Annotated in this window: 12 protein-coding genes and 2 pseudogenes; 7 read left to right on the forward strand and 7 right to left on the reverse strand. The window is 73.4% G+C overall.

What is annotated here, in order from left to right; genetic code table 11:
- Positions 1–94: 94 nt before the first annotated feature.
- On the reverse strand, positions 95–586 hold the full coding sequence (locus ACFY32_RS24795) for an inorganic diphosphatase (RefSeq protein ID WP_030734045.1): 492 nt from the start codon (positions 584–586) through the stop codon (positions 95–97).
- Positions 587–665: 79 nt separating this feature from the next.
- Here ACFY32_RS24795 and dacB point away from each other — a divergent pair, with 79 nt between their 5' ends.
- The 6 genes from dacB to folE all read left to right on the forward strand — a co-directional run bounded on the left by dacB (position 666) and on the right by folE (position 8,554).
- Positions 666–2,240, forward strand: coding sequence for a D-alanyl-D-alanine carboxypeptidase/D-alanyl-D-alanine-endopeptidase (dacB, locus tag ACFY32_RS24800; RefSeq protein WP_390675287.1), 1,575 nt, complete (start codon positions 666–668; stop codon positions 2,238–2,240).
- 65 nt (positions 2,241–2,305) lie between these two features.
- Positions 2,306–3,439, forward strand: coding sequence for a zinc-dependent metalloprotease (locus ACFY32_RS24805; RefSeq protein ID WP_359200392.1), 1,134 nt, complete (start codon positions 2,306–2,308; stop codon positions 3,437–3,439).
- Between the two features lie 451 nt (positions 3,440–3,890).
- A complete protein-coding gene (gene tilS, locus ACFY32_RS24810) occupies positions 3,891–4,958 on the forward strand; it encodes a tRNA lysidine(34) synthetase TilS (RefSeq protein ID WP_390675318.1) in 1,068 nt (355 codons plus the stop codon).
- A 78-nt stretch (positions 4,959–5,036) separates the two neighbouring features.
- Positions 5,037–5,597: a hypoxanthine phosphoribosyltransferase gene (gene hpt, locus ACFY32_RS24815; RefSeq protein ID WP_190203269.1), complete on the forward strand. Its 561-nt coding sequence runs from the start codon at positions 5,037–5,039 to the stop codon at positions 5,595–5,597.
- 187 nt (positions 5,598–5,784) lie between these two features.
- The gene (ftsH, locus tag ACFY32_RS24820) at positions 5,785–7,824 is read left to right on the forward strand and encodes an ATP-dependent zinc metalloprotease FtsH (protein ID WP_359200484.1); all 2,040 of its coding nucleotides are present in this window, start codon (positions 5,785–5,787) and stop codon (positions 7,822–7,824) included.
- Positions 7,825–7,948: 124 nt separating this feature from the next.
- Positions 7,949–8,554 carry a GTP cyclohydrolase I FolE gene (folE, locus tag ACFY32_RS24825; RefSeq protein ID WP_359200388.1) on the forward strand — a complete coding sequence of 202 codons (606 nt, stop codon included), beginning with the start codon at positions 7,949–7,951 and terminating at the stop codon, positions 8,552–8,554.
- Between the two features lie 36 nt (positions 8,555–8,590).
- Here folE and ACFY32_RS24830 read toward each other — a convergent pair whose 3' ends face one another.
- From ACFY32_RS24830 to ACFY32_RS24855, 6 genes and pseudogenes are all read right to left on the reverse strand, one after another.
- Positions 8,591–9,076 carry a DUF3180 domain-containing protein gene (locus ACFY32_RS24830; RefSeq protein WP_359200386.1) on the reverse strand — a complete coding sequence of 162 codons (486 nt, stop codon included), beginning with the start codon at positions 9,074–9,076 and terminating at the stop codon, positions 8,591–8,593.
- Positions 9,077–9,159: 83 nt separating this feature from the next.
- The gene (gene folK, locus ACFY32_RS24835; RefSeq protein WP_390675288.1) at positions 9,160–9,771 is read right to left on the reverse strand and encodes a 2-amino-4-hydroxy-6-hydroxymethyldihydropteridine diphosphokinase; all 612 of its coding nucleotides are present in this window, start codon (positions 9,769–9,771) and stop codon (positions 9,160–9,162) included.
- Positions 9,768–10,127, reverse strand: coding sequence for a dihydroneopterin aldolase (folB, locus tag ACFY32_RS24840; RefSeq protein ID WP_359200382.1), 360 nt, complete (start codon positions 10,125–10,127; stop codon positions 9,768–9,770). The genes folK and folB overlap by 4 nt, the downstream gene beginning before the upstream one ends.
- A gap of 143 nt (positions 10,128–10,270) precedes the next feature.
- Complete coding sequence (locus ACFY32_RS24845) at positions 10,271–10,774, reverse strand: nuclear transport factor 2 family protein (protein ID WP_359200380.1); 504 nt, start codon at positions 10,772–10,774, stop codon at positions 10,271–10,273.
- 208 nt (positions 10,775–10,982) lie between these two features.
- Positions 10,983–11,841 (reverse strand): annotated as a pseudogene (gene folP, locus ACFY32_RS24850) (dihydropteroate synthase); the annotation flags it as partial.
- A 41-nt stretch (positions 11,842–11,882) separates the two neighbouring features.
- Positions 11,883–12,884 (reverse strand): annotated as a pseudogene (locus tag ACFY32_RS24855) (phosphatidylglycerol lysyltransferase domain-containing protein); the annotation flags it as partial.
- 434 nt (positions 12,885–13,318) lie between these two features.
- On the opposite strand from ACFY32_RS24855, the gene ACFY32_RS24860 reads away from it, so the two are divergent.
- On the forward strand, positions 13,319–14,881 hold the full coding sequence (locus ACFY32_RS24860; protein WP_390675289.1) for a hypothetical protein: 1,563 nt from the start codon (positions 13,319–13,321) through the stop codon (positions 14,879–14,881).
- Positions 14,882–14,888: the final 7 nt, after the last annotated feature.

Genomic DNA, 14,888 nt, shown 5'->3' on the forward strand with positions numbered 1-14,888 from the left:
ACCACAAGATCCAGTAACCCCCCAGTATGCGCACCCAAACGCGGACGGGCCGCACGCGTCGGCGTGCGGCCCGTCGGTGACAGGGGGTCAGGGCTCAGTGGCCGCCCTGCTCCTTGAAGCGCTTGTAGGAACGCTCGATCTCGGTCTCGGCGTCCGTACGGCCCACCCAGTTGGCGCCCTCGACCGACTTGCCGGGCTCCAGGTCCTTGTAGACCTCGAAGAAGTGCTGGATCTCCAGGCGGTCGAACTCCGACACGTGGTGGATGTCGCGCAGGTGCTCCACGCGCGGGTCGGTCGCCGGGACGCACAGCAGCTTGTCGTCGCCGCCGGCCTCGTCCGTCATCCGGAACATGCCGATCGCGCGGCAGCGGATCAGGCAGCCCGGGAACGTCGGCTCGTCCAGGATGACCAGCGCGTCCAGCGGGTCACCGTCCTCACCGAGGGTGTTCTCGACGAAGCCGTAGTCGGTCGGGTAGGCGGTCGAGGTGAACAGGCGGCGGTCCAGGCGGATTCGACCGGTCTCGTGGTCCACCTCGTACTTGTTCCGCGAACCCTTCGGGATCTCGATCGTGACGTCGAACTCCACCGGACGCTCCTCCATGATCAGCACATAGTTCTGGTGATTAAGTGTCCCTCACGCACGTGTGTGATCGCGAAAGGGGCTGGTGATCGTGCCGGAGCTGAGGCCGTGGCAAGCCGCGAGACCACGTCTCGCACGGGCCGCGGGCGCCGTACGTCCGCGTCTCGCACGCGCGGCGCGCGCCCTCGAACCGCGGGTCGCGCGGTTCGCACGGGCCACGGCACCACGGTTCACCGGGCCGAAGACCTGGCAGTACACCGCGGGCGCCGCCACCGCCGGACTGGCCCTCGCCGCCGGTGTGGTGACCGCCGCGGGCCCCTGGGACTCCACGGGTCAGCGTACGGCCGAGCGCGACCGCGCAGTCGCCCTGGACCACACGGGTGGCGCAGATCACGGCCGCGGCTCCGGTACGGCGGGGCAGCCCCGGCCCGCGCCCAGCGCCGGCGCCGTGCTGGCCGGCCTCGGCGGCACCTCCGGCGCCGCCCCCGCGGCCCCGCGCGGCGCAGCCCTGGCCGACGTACTGGGCCCGCTGCTCGAGGACCCCGCGCTCGGCTCCCGCCACGCCGCCTCCGTGGTCGACCTCGCCACCGGAAGACGCCTGTACGGCACCGCCGTCGAGGAGTCCCTCACGCCCGCCTCCACCACCAAGATCGCCACTGCGGTCGCCGCCCTCAGTGCCCTCGGCCCCGACCACCGCCTCACCACCCGGACCGCCTACGAGGCCGACACCGGCGAACTCGTCCTGGTCGGCGGCGGCGACCCCACCCTCACCGCCCGGAAGGACGCCAAGGGCCTCGCCTCCCTGCGCACCCTCGCGGACAAGACCGCCGCCGCCCTGCAGAAACGTGACGTCACGCGGGTGACGCTGTCGTACGACACCTCGCTGTTCGCCGGTTCCGAGATGCACCCGATCGGGGTCAACGACAACCTCGCCCGCGTCACCGCCCTGATGGCCGACGAGGGCCGCACCGACGGCTCCACCAGCGGCCCCGCCCCGCGCGTGAGCGACCCCGCGGCCGACGCCGCCCGCACCTTCGCCGGACTGCTGCGCTCGCACGGCGTCAAGGTGTCGCCGCCCGGCCCGTCCAAGGCGACCGGCCGCGCCGAACCCCTCGCCGCCGTCGCCTCGCCGCCGCTGTCCGCCCTGGTCGAGCGGATGCTCACCAACAGCGACAACGACCTCGGCGAGGCCCTGCTGCGGCACACCGCCGTCGCCGCCGGCCGGCGGGCCGACTTCGCGGGCGGCGCCGCGGCCGTCGCCGGCCGGCTCAAGCACCTCGGCCTGCCGGTGGCGGGCAGCGAGTTCCGCGACGGCAGCGGCCTGGACCGCGCCGACCGCCTCACCGCCGGCCTGCTCACCGAGCTGCTCGCCACCGCCGCCGACCCCGGCCGTCCCGGCCTGCGCGCCGCCCTCACCGGCCTCCCGATCGCCCACTTCACCGGCACCCTCGCCGACCGCTACCCCGGCGGCGCCGCCGGGGTCGTCCGTGCCAAGACCGGCACCCTGACCGGCGTGAACACCCTCGCCGGCACCGTGGTCACCCGGGACGGCCGAACCCTCGGCTTCGCCTTCTTCGCCTCGGACACCACCGACCCGGAGGCGGCCCAGACGGCCCTGGACCGCCTGGCGGGCGCCCTCGCCGACTGCGGCTGCCGCTGACCGCCCGCGTTTCCCGGACCCCGCACGGCCTGCCCCCGGCGGCGGGGCTCACGTACGGTTGACGCATGACGAGCATCGGTGGTGCCGCATCTTCCGGGATGGTCGACTGGAACCTCGCGGTGGCGACCGCGACCCGCCTGGTACGGCCGGGCCCAGAGGTCAGCCGCGACGAGGCCCGAGCCGTGGTGGCGGAACTCCGCCGGCACGCCAAGGTCTCGGAGGAACACGTCCGGGCCTTCACCCGGATGGTCTCCGAGGCGGGCGACGACACCCCCGTCCTCGTCGTGGACCGGCCCGGCTGGGTCCGGGCCAACGTGGCCGGCTTCCGTGAGCTGCTCAAACCCCTGCTCGACAAGATGCAGCAGCGCCGCGGCTCCTCCCCGGGCGGCGCGGTGCTCGGCGCCGTCGGCGGTAAGGTCACCGGCGTGGAGCTGGGGATGCTGCTGTCCTTCCTGTCCTCCCGGGTCCTCGGCCAGTACGAGACCTTCGCCCCCGCCACCCGGGAACTGCCCGCCGGGGCCGACGGCGGCGGCCGGCTGCTCCTGGTCGCCCCCAACATCGTCCACGTCGAACGCGAACTCGACGTCGCCCCGCACGACTTCCGGCTCTGGGTCTGCCTGCACGAGGAGACCCACCGCACCCAGTTCACGGCCGTGCCCTGGCTGCGCGACCACCTGCGGGGCGAGATCCAGTCCTTCCTGGAGGAGACCGACGTCGACCCGATGACCGTCCTCGAACGCGTCCGCGAGGCCGCCCAGACGCTGGCCGGCGGGCGCCCCGAGGGCGAGGAGGAGGACGGCGGCCGGTCCCTGGTCGAACTGGTGCAGACCCCCGCGCAGCGCGAGATCCTCGGCCGCCTCACCGCCGTGATGTCCCTGCTGGAGGGCCACGCCGACTTCGTGATGGACGGCGTCGGGCCGCAGGTCGTGCCGAGCGTCGGGGAGATCCGCGAGAAGTTCCAGCAGCGCCGCGCCAAGGGCGCCTCCCGCCTCGACCTGGCCCTGCGCAAGCTGCTCGGCCTGGACGCCAAGCTCCGCCAGTACCGGGACGGCGAGCGCTTCGTACGGGCGGTCGTCGACGAGGTCGGCATGGACGGCTTCAACCGGGTGTGGACCTCGCCCAACACCCTCCCCACCAAGTCGGAGATCGCCGAACCGGCGGACTGGGTCGCGCGGGTGCACCGCAAGACCGATCTGTGAGGCGAAACGGAAGGGGAGTGACAGAAAGCGGCCGACGGCAGGCGAACGCCCCTTCAATCACCCGTCCGAGGGACCGTGGGGCCCCCGGCAAGCGTGCGATGCTCGGGGCACGCCGCGTTTCTGTCACCATCTACACACTCTGCGTGACGGAAACGCGGTACACCCCCCGATAACTTCATGAAGGGCACCGGACATGGGTCCCCATCCTGCGGTCGCGGCGATACGTCTGGCGGTCCGCCGCGTCCTCCACGACATCCTGACCGAACACCACAGCGAACCCGGAGCCTCCCCCGGCCTCCCGTCCGGGACCGCGGCCGGCTTCCCGACCGGCGCCACCGGCGCGTTCCCCTCCGCGGCCTCCCCCGGCCGCACGTCCGGGCGCCCGGCCGCGGGCTCCCCCGAGATGCCGTCCGCGGGGCCGCGCGAGTTCCCGCTCGGCGCCCAGCGGGAGGTGCCGACCGCCGGCCTCGCGCGGACCGGCTCCGCCGAGTTCCCGTCCGCGGCCACGCACGAGTCCGGTCGTACGGCCGCCCGGGAGGCCGGGCGTACGGCGGGACGGGCGGGGGCACGGGACGCGGCGCCCGGGGCGACGATGGAGCGGCCCCCCGCGCCGCTCGTCCTCGTGGCGTGCTCCGGCGGCGCCGACTCCATGGCGCTCGCCTCCGCGCTCGCCTTCGAGGCCCCCCGGCTCGGCGTCCGGGCCGGCGGCATCACCGTCGACCACGGCCTCCAGCCCGGCTCCGACCTGCGGGCCGAGGAGGTCGTCCTGCGCCTGCGCGCCCTCGGCCTGGACCCGGTGGAGTCCGTCACCGTGTCCGTCGGCCGCGACGGCGGACCCGAGGCCGCCGCCCGCGACGCCCGCTACGCCGCCCTGGACGCCGCCGCCGAGCGGCACGGCGCCGCCGCCGTCCTGCTCGGCCACACCCGCGACGACCAGGCCGAGACCGTCCTGCTGGGCCTCGCCCGAGGCTCCGGCATCCGCTCCCTGTCCGGCATGGCCGCGGTCTCGGGGGCCGGCGGACGCTACCGGCGCCCCTTCCTCCAGTTGGACCGGCAGACCGCCCGCAAGGCCTGCATGGTCCAGTCCCTGCCGGTCTGGGACGACCCGCACAACGCCGACCCGGCCTACACCCGCTCCCGGCTGCGCCACGAGGGTCTGCCCGCCCTGGAGAAGGCCCTCGGCAAGGGCGTGGTGGAGGCCCTCGCCCGGACGGCCCAGCTCTCCCGGGACGACGCCGACGCCCTCGACTGCTGGGCCCGCGAGGCCGAGGCCGGGGTCCGCGACGGCGCCGGCCGCCTGGAGTGCGGCAAGCTCTACGCCCTGCCGCCCGCGGTACGCCGCCGGATTCTGCGCCGCGCCGCCATCGAGGCCGGTTGTCCGGCCGGTTCGCTGTTCGCCCGGCACATCGAGGAAGTCGACCGTCTGATCACGAGCTGGCGCGGCCAGGGAGCCATCAACCTCCCCGGCCGGGTCGTCGCCCGGCGGCAGGGTGGCAGACTGGTGATCCGGCAAGGCTGAATCCGGACCCCGGCGAGGGCCGCCCCAGGCGGAGCCGAGCGGGTGGCCCGGCCGGGGCCGGTGGGACGACCGAAAGTGATGCGGGTGGACGCGAAAGACATGGGCGCCGATCTCCAGCAGGTGCTCATCACCAAGGAAGAGATCGACGCGAAGCTGGCCGAACTGGCCGCGAAGATCGACGCGGAGTACGCGGGCAAGGACCTGCTCATCGTAGGGGTCCTCAAGGGCGCGGTGATGGTCATGGCCGACCTCGCGCGGGCGCTGTCCACCCCGGTCACCATGGACTGGATGGCGGTGTCCTCGTACGGCGCGGGCACCCAGTCCTCCGGTGTGGTGCGCATCCTCAAGGACCTCGACACCGACATCAAGGGCCGGCACGTCCTGATCGTCGAGGACATCATCGACTCCGGGCTGACCCTGTCCTGGCTGCTGTCCAACCTCGGCTCGCGCGAGCCCGCCTCCCTGAAGGTGTGCACGCTGCTGCGCAAGCCCGACGCCGCCAAGGTCGCCATCGACGTGGAGTGGGTCGGCTTCGACATCCCCAACGAGTTCGTCGTCGGCTACGGCCTGGACTACGCCGAGAAGTACCGGAACCTCCCGTTCGTCGGCACGCTCGCACCCCACGTCTACGGCGGCTAGCAAGGCCCTTCGGCGGCATCGCGCCGGGGCGCCGGGAACCCCGGCGGCCCTCGCGCCGTTGGAGCATGCAGAGGGGAACGCCAGCCCTCCCGTGCCGCTTCGCGGTGCCAGGCTGGGGTACCGTCAGAAGAACTGTCTTATCAAACTCACTATGGCAGGAGGGACGGGGCGGCACCGCTCCGTGTGGATGGACGTGAAGCGATACTTCCGTGGGCCGGTCATGTGGATCGTGCTGGCCGTCCTTGCCGTGGTCGTGTTGATGCAGGTCGTCGGCTCGTCCGGCGGCTACAAGACGGTTGACACGGGCCAGGTCGTCCAGGCGATCAACCAGAACAAGGTCGAGTCGGCCAAACTGACCACCGGTGACGAGCAGACCATCAAGGTCCAGCTCAAGGATGGCGAAAAGGTCGAGGGCAGCTCGAAGATCCAGGCGAGCTACATCGGCGATCAGGGCGTGGACATCGCCAACACGCTGCAGAACAAGTACCAGGACAAGCAGATCCCGGACGGCTACACGGTCTCGCCGTCGAAGCAGAACCCGTTCGTCGGGATTCTGATCTCCTTCATGCTGCCCCTGATCCTCATCGTGATCATCTTCCTGTTCCTGATGAATCAGATGCAGGGCGGCGGCTCCCGGGTCATGAACTTCGGCAAGTCCAAGGCCAAGCTCATCACCAAGGACACCCCCAAGACGACGTTCTCGGACGTCGCCGGGTCGGACGAGGCCGTCGAGGAGCTGCACGAGATCAAGGAGTTCCTCCAGGAGCCGGCGAAGTTCCAGGCCGTCGGCGCCAAGATCCCCAAGGGCGTGCTGCTCTACGGGCCCCCCGGCACCGGCAAGACGCTGCTCGCTCGGGCCGTGGCCGGCGAGGCGGGCGTCCCGTTCTACTCGATCTCGGGTTCCGACTTCGTCGAGATGTTCGTCGGTGTCGGTGCCTCCCGGGTCCGTGACCTCTTCGAGCAGGCCAAGGCGAACGCTCCGGCGATCGTCTTCGTCGACGAGATCGACGCGGTCGGCCGCCACCGCGGCGCCGGCCTCGGCGGCGGTCACGACGAGCGCGAGCAGACGCTGAACCAGCTCCTCGTCGAGATGGACGGCTTCGACGTCAAGGGCGGCGTGATCCTCATCGCCGCGACGAACCGGCCCGACATCCTGGACCCGGCGCTGCTGCGCCCCGGCCGCTTCGACCGGCAGATCGCGGTCGACCGCCCGGACATGCAGGGCCGTCTGGCGATCCTCAAGGTCCACCAGAAGGGCAAGCCGGTCGCCCCGGACGTCGACCTGGCGGCCGTCGCCCGGCGCACGCCCGGCATGACCGGTGCCGATCTGGCCAACGTGCTGAACGAGGCCGCCCTGCTGACGGCCCGCAGCGACCGCAAGCTGATCGACAACCACATGCTGGACGAGGCGATCGACCGCGTGGTGGCCGGACCGCAGAAGCGGACCCGGATCATGTCGGACAAGGAGAAGAAGATCACCGCGTACCACGAGGGCGGACACGCCCTGGTCGCGGCGGCCTCACCGAACTCCGACCCGGTCCACAAGATCACCATCCTGTCCCGCGGCCGTGCCCTGGGCTACACGATGGTGCTCCCGGACGAGGACAAGTACTCGACCACCCGCAACGAGATGCTCGACCAGCTCGCCTACATGCTGGGCGGCCGGGCGGCCGAGGAACTGGTCTTCCACGACCCGACCACCGGTGCCGCCAACGACATCGAGAAGGCCACCGGCCTGGCGCGGGCCATGGTCACGCAGTACGGCATGACCGAGCGGCTCGGTGCCATCAAGTTCGGCGGCGACAACACCGAACCGTTCCTCGGGCGGGAGATGGCCCACCAGCGCGACTACTCGGAAGAGGTCGCCGCGCTGGTCGACGAAGAGGTCAAGAAGCTCATCGAGACCGCGCACAACGAGGCGTGGGAGATCCTGGTCGAGAACCGCGACGTCCTCGACAACCTGGTCCTGGCCCTCCTGGAGAAGGAGACCCTGGGCAAGGAGGAGATCGCCGAGATCTTCGCGCCGATCGTCAAGCGCCCGCCGCGTCCCGCGTGGACGGGCTCGTCCCGGCGTACGCCGTCCACCCGTCCGCCGGTGCTCTCCCCCAAGGAGCTGGCCCTGACGAACGGGGCGAACGGCACGACGGCGTCGATCACCACCAAGAGCACCACGGTGGAGCCCGCCCCGGCCCCGGAGCGCGCTCCGGAGGACCGTCCGGAGAGCTGATCACGGCCTCCCCGGCGGCCTCCACCGGCCCGGAATGAATGCCGCAGCCCCCAGGTTCTAGCCTGGGGGCTGCGGCATTCGGCCATTTCCGGGCCATGCATGACAGACAGGAACGAGGCACCAGATGACCGACCCCGTGACGCTGGACGGCCAGGGCCGGATCGGCGAGTTCGACGAGAAACGGGCGGAGAACGCCGTACGCGAACTGCTGATCGCGGTCGGCGAGGACCCGGACCGCGAGGGTCTGAAGGAGACGCCGGCCCGGGTGGCGCGGGCGTACAGGGAGATCTTCGCCGGACTGTGGCAGGAGCCCGAGGACGTGCTGACGACGACGTTCGACCTCGGTCATGACGAGATGGTGCTCGTCAAGGACATCGAGGTGTACTCGACGTGCGAGCACCACCTGGTGCCGTTCCGCGGTGTCGCCCACGTCGGGTACATCCCGTCCACCAGCGGCAAGATCACCGGGCTGTCCAAGCTGGCCCGTCTCGTGGACGTCTACGCCCGGCGTCCGCAGGTGCAGGAACGGCTCACCACGCAGATAGCGGACTCCCTGATGGAGATCCTGGAGCCGCGCGGGGTGATCGTCGTGGTGGAGTGCGAGCACATGTGCATGTCGATGCGCGGTATCCGCAAGCCCGGCGCGAAGACGCTCACCTCGGCGGTGCGCGGCCAGTTGCGGGACGCGGCGACGCGTGCGGAGGCGATGAGCCTCATCATGGCCCGCTGACGCCCGCCGGAGCGGGCGCCGGCGCGGGTCACGGGGTCACGCCGCCGGTGCCGCGCCCGGGTGGTCGTCGTCGTCCTCGGGGAGCCGGCAGACCCGCTCCAGGAACATGGCGGCCGCTATGACGGCGATGCCGGCCACGACCGAGCAGCCGGCGTAGATCGCCTGGTCGCGGCGGGCGGGGATCTCCAGGGACTCCAGCAGGAAGACCGCCGTGCCGCCGTACATCCCGGCGACCAGGGCGGCGACCAGGGCGCTGGCCTGTCCGAAGACGACGGCGCGGGCCGCCATCAGCGGGTCGACGCCCTTGGCGCCGGGGACCCGGTCGCGCTGGGCGCGCAGCCGGGCGCGCAGGGAGAGGGCGATGGCCAGCAGGATCGCGGCGATCGCCGCGAGGACGAGGGGGGCGGCGAGGGGGACGCTGGGGAGCGTCCCGACCGAGTTCCACAGGCGGGCGCCCGCCCAGCACAGGACCCCGGCGACGGCGAACACGCCGGCCAGCGTCCTGATGCGCAGCTCTTTCACGGTGTCCCTTCGGTTCCCCGCACATGGTCGTGCCGACGCAGGTGGTCGTGCCGGCGCCGAGTGGTCGTGCTTGACCTTAACGACTACTCGGGCAGCCGGAGTTCCAGGTCGGCGCGGGAGGCGACGCCGTCCCGGGTCACCGTGCCCAGGAGGTCGGCGACCGGGCCGCGGCCGGGGAGCCGGGCCCCGGGGTCCAGATCGTGCCAGGGGGCGAGGACGAAGGCGCGCTCGTGGGCCCGGGGGTGGGGCAGGGTGAGCCGCGGGTCGTCGGAGACCACGTCGGCGTAGGAGACGATGTCGACGTCCAGGGTGCGCGGGCCCCAGCGCTCGTCGCGGACCCGGTGGAACGCCTCCTCGACGGCGTGCGCCCGCTCCAGCAGGGAGGACGGGGGCAGGGTGGTCTTCAGGACCACGACCGCGTTGAGATACGACGGCTGGGTGCCGGGCTCGACGCCCCACGGCTCGGTCTCGTAGACCGGGGAGACCCCTTTGACGCGCACGCCCGGGGTGTCCTCCAGCGCGTCGATGGCGCCCTGGAGGGTCTCCAGCCGGTTGCCGAGGTTGGCGCCGAGGGAGATGACCGCGCGCCGGGGGTTGGACAGCGTCGTGTCGGCCGCGTCGACCCGCTCGACGACCGAGGCGGGCACCGGCTGGACGATCGGGTCGCTGGGGCCCTGGGCGAACGGGGCGCTCATACTCGGCTCCGGGTGATGGTGACGGTCACGTCGTCGAAGGGGACCGTGATCGGCGCGTCCGGCTTGTGCACGCAGACCTCGACCTCCTGGACGCCCTCGTGCTTCAGGCAGACCTGGGCGATGCGCTCGGCGAGCGTCTCGACGAGGTTGACGGGCTCGCCCTCGACGACGGCCACGACCTCCTCCGCCACGATGCCGTAGTGCACGGTCTTCGTCAGGTCGTCGTCGGCCGCGGCCGGACGGGTGTCCAGGCCAAGGACGATGTCCACGAGGAAGGTCTGGCCGTCCTCGCGCTCCTTGGGGAACACGCCGTGGTACCCACGGCCCTTCAGGCCGCGCAGCGCGACACGATCCACCCGAATCACTCCTGCAGTCGTCGGTCTCGGCCGGTCGGTGCCGTGTGCGGGCGGCTCACCGGCCACGGTCGAATCTACCCGCGGGCACCGACAGCGCCGGGCCTCGGGGCCGCGGGAGGGGCGTCTTCCAGCCGCGTACCCACTCAGGAGGGCGATTCCTCGCCCTCCTCCTCGTCGGTCTCGGCGAGGACCGGGGAGGCGTGGTGCGACCAGAGCTTCCAGCCGTCGGCGGTGCGCCGGAACACGTTGGTGGCGACCACGAGCTGGCCGACGAGCGGGCCCAGCTCGCCGCCGTCGCCGGGGGCGGGGCCGCCGCTGAGGATGTTCTCCGTGCAGGTCACCACGGCGGTGTCGCCGGTGACCGAGACATGCGTGTCGGTGAGGAAGAACTGGATGTAGTCGGTGTTCGCCATGATCAGCGCGTACGACCTCAGGACCTCGCCGCGGCCGGTCAGCACCGGCCAGCCGGGGTGCACGCAGGAGATCACGCCGGTGTCCGCCGGGTCGTGGTACGTCTCGTCGACGCCCAGGTCGGACGGGGTGAGCCAGAGCGAGGTGAGCCGTTCGAAGTCGCCGGACTCCTGGGCCTCGTAGTAGGCCGAGTTGGCGGCCTCGACCTCTTCCACGTCGATGTGGGGGGCGCTCACCGGGCTCCTTCAGCGCCCTCGGCGCCGGAGTGCGATCCGGCTTGCGGAGGTGCTTCGGGCTCCGGGGGCGCGCCGGTTCCCGCGCGTGGTGTTTCGTGGGCGCGCGTGGTGTCCGTGGTGCGCGTGGTGTTGGTGGCGGCCGTGGTGTCCGTGGCGCGCGTGGTGTCGGTGGTGTCCGTGGTGTTGGCGGCGGCCGTGGTGTCCGTGGTGTGTGCTCCCTCGATGGCGCGGGCGACCCGTACCGCGTCCGCCGTGGCGCGCACCTCGTGCACGCGCACCGCCCAGGCCCCGGCGTGGGCGGCGAGCGCGGAGACCGCGGCGGTGGCGGCGTCGCGCTCCCGCGCGGGCGGCGGGGAACCCCCGGGACCGGCGAGGACCCGGCCGAGGAAACGCTTGCGGGAGGCGGCGACCAGCAGCGGGTGGCCGAGGCCCAGCAGTCGGTCGAGGCGGGCCAGCAGGACGAGGTCGTGCTCGGCGTCCTTGGAGAAGCCGAGGCCGGGGTCGACGATCACGCGGTCGGGGGCGATGCCGCCCGCCAGGACGCGCTCCACGCGTGCGTGCAGTTCGCCGGTGACCTCGGCGACGACGTCGTCGTACGTCCCGCGCACGTTGCCGGCCTCCAGCAGGCCGCGCCAGTGCATGACGACGAAGGGGGCGCCGGCGTCCGCGACGACCGGGATCATGCGGGGGTCGGCGAGGCCGCCGGAGACGTCGTTGACCAGGGCCGCGCCCGCCGCGAGGGACTGCTCGGCGACGCTGGCGCGCATGGTGTCGACGGAGACGGTGACGCCCTCGGAGGCCAGTCCGCGCACCACCGGCACGACGCGCCGCAGTTCCTCGTCCTCGTCGACCCGGGTGGCGCCGGGGCGGGTGGACTCACCGCCGACGTCGACCAGGTCGGCGCCCTCGGCGACCAGGTCGAGGCCGTGCTTGATGGCGGCCGTCGTGTCGAACCAGCGACCGCCGTCGGAGAACGAGTCGGGGGTGACGTTGACGACCCCCATGACCGCGCAGCGGTCCCATGCGGTCAGTCCCGCCACGCGGCGGCGGCCGGTTCGCTTGCTCATGCCCTCAGCGTAGGCCCAGGGGGCGCGGGGCAACTCGTGAGGAGGCCGGTCTCCCGGGCCCACACCGCGCCGCCGCTGTCGGAGCAGCCCGTGACCGCCGGGACCCAGGCGTGGGCGCGGGCCTCGTCCATGAACCGTTCGATGGCGCCGGGCCACGCCTCGGCGTCCCCGACGGGGTCCCCGGCGGCCAGCATCACGCCGGAGACGACGCGGTACGTCACCGCCGCCCGGCCGCTGGGGGAGAAGACCACGCGTCCGTCGCGGCCGAGCGGCCGGGCCGGGCAGCCGTGCTCGGCGAGCAGGGCGCGCAGCCGGGCCGCGTCCGCCCGGCTCGGACGGACGGCGGGGTACCGGGGGCGCAACACCAGATGGAGGGTGGTGAGGGCGGTGAGCAGGCCCAGGGTGCCGAGGCAGCGGGCGACCGTGGCGGAGGCGGCGCCCCGGTAGGCGACCGGGCCCTCGACGCCGAACAGGCCGTACAGGGCGTGGGTGAGACGGTCGGCCAGGCTCGGGTCGCCGACGACGCGGTGCGGGTGGGCGCTGACGATCAGCAGGCCGAGGAGGACGGAACCGGCGCCCATGAGCACCAGGTGGGCCAGTGCCCGCCACCGGCTGCGCGGTCCGGGCGGGGCGGTGAACCGGTCGCGGTGGCGCAGCAGGGCGCACAGCAGCGTCAGCGAGATCAGCGCGCCCACGGGGGAGCCCTGGTAGCCGTATGCCGCCGCCGCCCCGACCGGCAGGACCAGTACGGCGGCCCGCCACGCCCGCCGTCGGCCGCGCCGCAGACCGTGCGTCAACTGGAGTGCCACCACTCCGGCGCCGAGCGCCACGGCCGCCGCCGACGGGCCGAGCGCCTCGGGGAGTACGGGGGCCAGGGCGGGCGTACGGCCGGGGCGGAAGGGCGGGAAGACGCCCGCGGCGATGTCCAGGAGGCCGGCCAGGGCGCAGGCTCTGCCGATCCCTCGGTGGAAGGCGCCGCCGAACCCGCGGTGGACGGGGCCCAAAAGCGCGCCCGTCGTTTCCTCATCCGTCCTGACAGACATCGCACCCTGTTGTTCTGCGAGGGACCGTGGGTCCGGTGCCGAGCCGGGCATCCGGCGACATTGCGCCCTCTAGGACGGCGCCTCGGGGGGCGAGGTTCACTCCCGCCGCACGAGCCGTCGTTCGGGGCCGGGGAAAGAGCGGGAGCCTCCTTTGCCGCCGAGACCGGGGGAACTCTTTCCGGGCGTCCGGGATTGCGGAATCGCCGGGAGGCGGGACGAGACGTGTTGGAGACTGACTGGGCGTCAGGGCGGCCCGATCGGCGGCTAAACCGGCGGTCAGGGCGCCGACGCCGGGGGGCTGCCGGACGATCACCAAAAACGATCTTGACCAAATGGCTCGGTCTTTTCTGATGCCTGGTGAACACTTCCGTTACGGCGGTGTTTTTACGGGACCGGGGCGCCAAGAAACGCCTACGCGCGGTAAGTTTCTGGCCATGCCACGTGGACGTCACCGCCATTCCCCGCCTCTGCACAGGCTGCTTCCCCCGTCGGCGATCGCAGGCGTCTCCGTCGTCTGCGCCCTCGGCCCCTGGGTGTTCACCGAGACGCCGGTGCTCCGCGCGCTGGCCGCGGCCGCGGCGGCGACCGCGATCCTCGGCGCGGTCGTCATGCGGCACTGGGACACCCAGGCGGGCAAGCGCGTCGCCGACCTCACGCGGGCGCGTGCGAGCGACGAGTGGCGCTACGAGGAGCGGGTCGCCGAACTGGAGTCCGACCTGGAGGAGTCGCGCGAACTGCGCGGCAAGCTGGAGCAGCGGCTGCGCGCCAAGCGCGCGGAACTGGCGAAGCTCCGCAACGAGCACGCCTCCCTGCTGCGCCGGTACGCCACGGCGGAGACCGAGCGCGCCAGCGCCCTGGAGGGCCGCCGCCTGCTGGAGATCGAGGCCGTGGCCCCCACGCCCGCTCTGCCCGCCGCGCGACCGGCCCCGGCGGCGCAGACCCCGGGCCGGACCCCGGAAGCGGGCGACGAGGCGGCGGACGAGGCCGCGGCGGCCCGGCGAGAGGCACCCGCCGTCTTCTCCCCGCAGGGCTCGCGGCTGTTCCTGCGGGCCGGCTCGGCACTGGCCCGGCTCGGCGGGGGCGGCGAGTCGGCCGGGGACGCGGGCAGCGAGGCGCGGGCCGCCGGTGGGGTCGCGGGCGACGGCGGCGTACGGGCCGGGGACGGTGCCGGCGTACGGGCAGGGGACGGGGTCGCGGGCGATGGCGGCGTAGAGGGCGCCGGCGGGGCCGGGGGTGACGGCGGTGTACCGGCCGCCGGTGGGGCCGGGGGTGACGGCGGCGTACGGGGCGCCGGTGGGGCCGGGGGTGACGGCGGTGTACCGGCCGCCGGTGGGGCCGGGGGTGACGCCGGCGGACGGGCCGCAGACCGGGCCGACGACGACACCGACGTACAGTCCGCCGACCGCGTCGAAGGTGACGGCGACGGCGGGGACGACGGCGACGGTGGCGGCGGCGGTGGCCGTGAGGCCGACCCGGCGGCCGAGCCCGCCGCCGAGGACGAACCCCGGGGGCAGGCCGCGCCGGAGGACGCGGGAGCCCACGACGGGCCCGGGACGGCCGACTCCCACGAGCGCACCGCCGCCCCCGAGACGAACCGGTCGGCCCAGTCGGCCCAGTCGGCGCAGCCCGCGCAGCCCGCCCCGGGGACCCCCGGACACTTCACCGTGCCGACCGCCGTGGCCGTCGTCCCGGCCGCGCCGCCCGCGCGGCGACCGGTGGCCGAGGGCGGCTTCGACTTCTTCGGCAACCAGACCTCCGGCCCGTCCGGCCACGCGGAAGACACCGGCGCCCTGGAGGCCGTGCAGCACGAGGACCTCGCCGACGTGGTCGGCCAGGAGGCCCTCGCCCTGCACAAGGCCGAGGCGCGGGCCGAGGCCGAGGCGGGGTGCGAGGCGGCCGGCGCGGACGCCCGGGAGACCGGCCAGGTGATCGACCTGACCGAGCACGACGAGACCGAGCAGATCGACCTGGAGGGGCTGCGCAGCGCGGTCTCCTGAGGAACCG

It is taken from the genome of Streptomyces sp. NPDC000134 (assembly GCF_042899225.1).
In the GTDB taxonomy this organism is placed as follows: Bacteria; Actinomycetota; Actinomycetes; order Streptomycetales; family Streptomycetaceae; genus Streptomyces.

Coding starts and splice junctions, on each gene's coding strand:
- ACFY32_RS24805 (WP_359200392.1), top strand. CDS start 2,306: ATGACGAGCATCGGTGGTGCCGCATCTTCCGGGATGGTCGACTGGAAC.
- hpt (WP_190203269.1), top strand. CDS start 5,037: ATGCGGGTGGACGCGAAAGACATGGGCGCCGATCTCCAGCAGGTGCTC.
- ftsH (WP_359200484.1), top strand. CDS start 5,785: ATGGACGTGAAGCGATACTTCCGTGGGCCGGTCATGTGGATCGTGCTG.
- folE (WP_359200388.1), top strand. CDS start 7,949: ATGACCGACCCCGTGACGCTGGACGGCCAGGGCCGGATCGGCGAGTTC.
- folK (WP_390675288.1), bottom strand. CDS start 9,771: ATGAGCGCCCCGTTCGCCCAGGGCCCCAGCGACCCGATCGTCCAGCCG.
- ACFY32_RS24860 (WP_390675289.1), top strand. CDS start 13,319: ATGCCACGTGGACGTCACCGCCATTCCCCGCCTCTGCACAGGCTGCTT.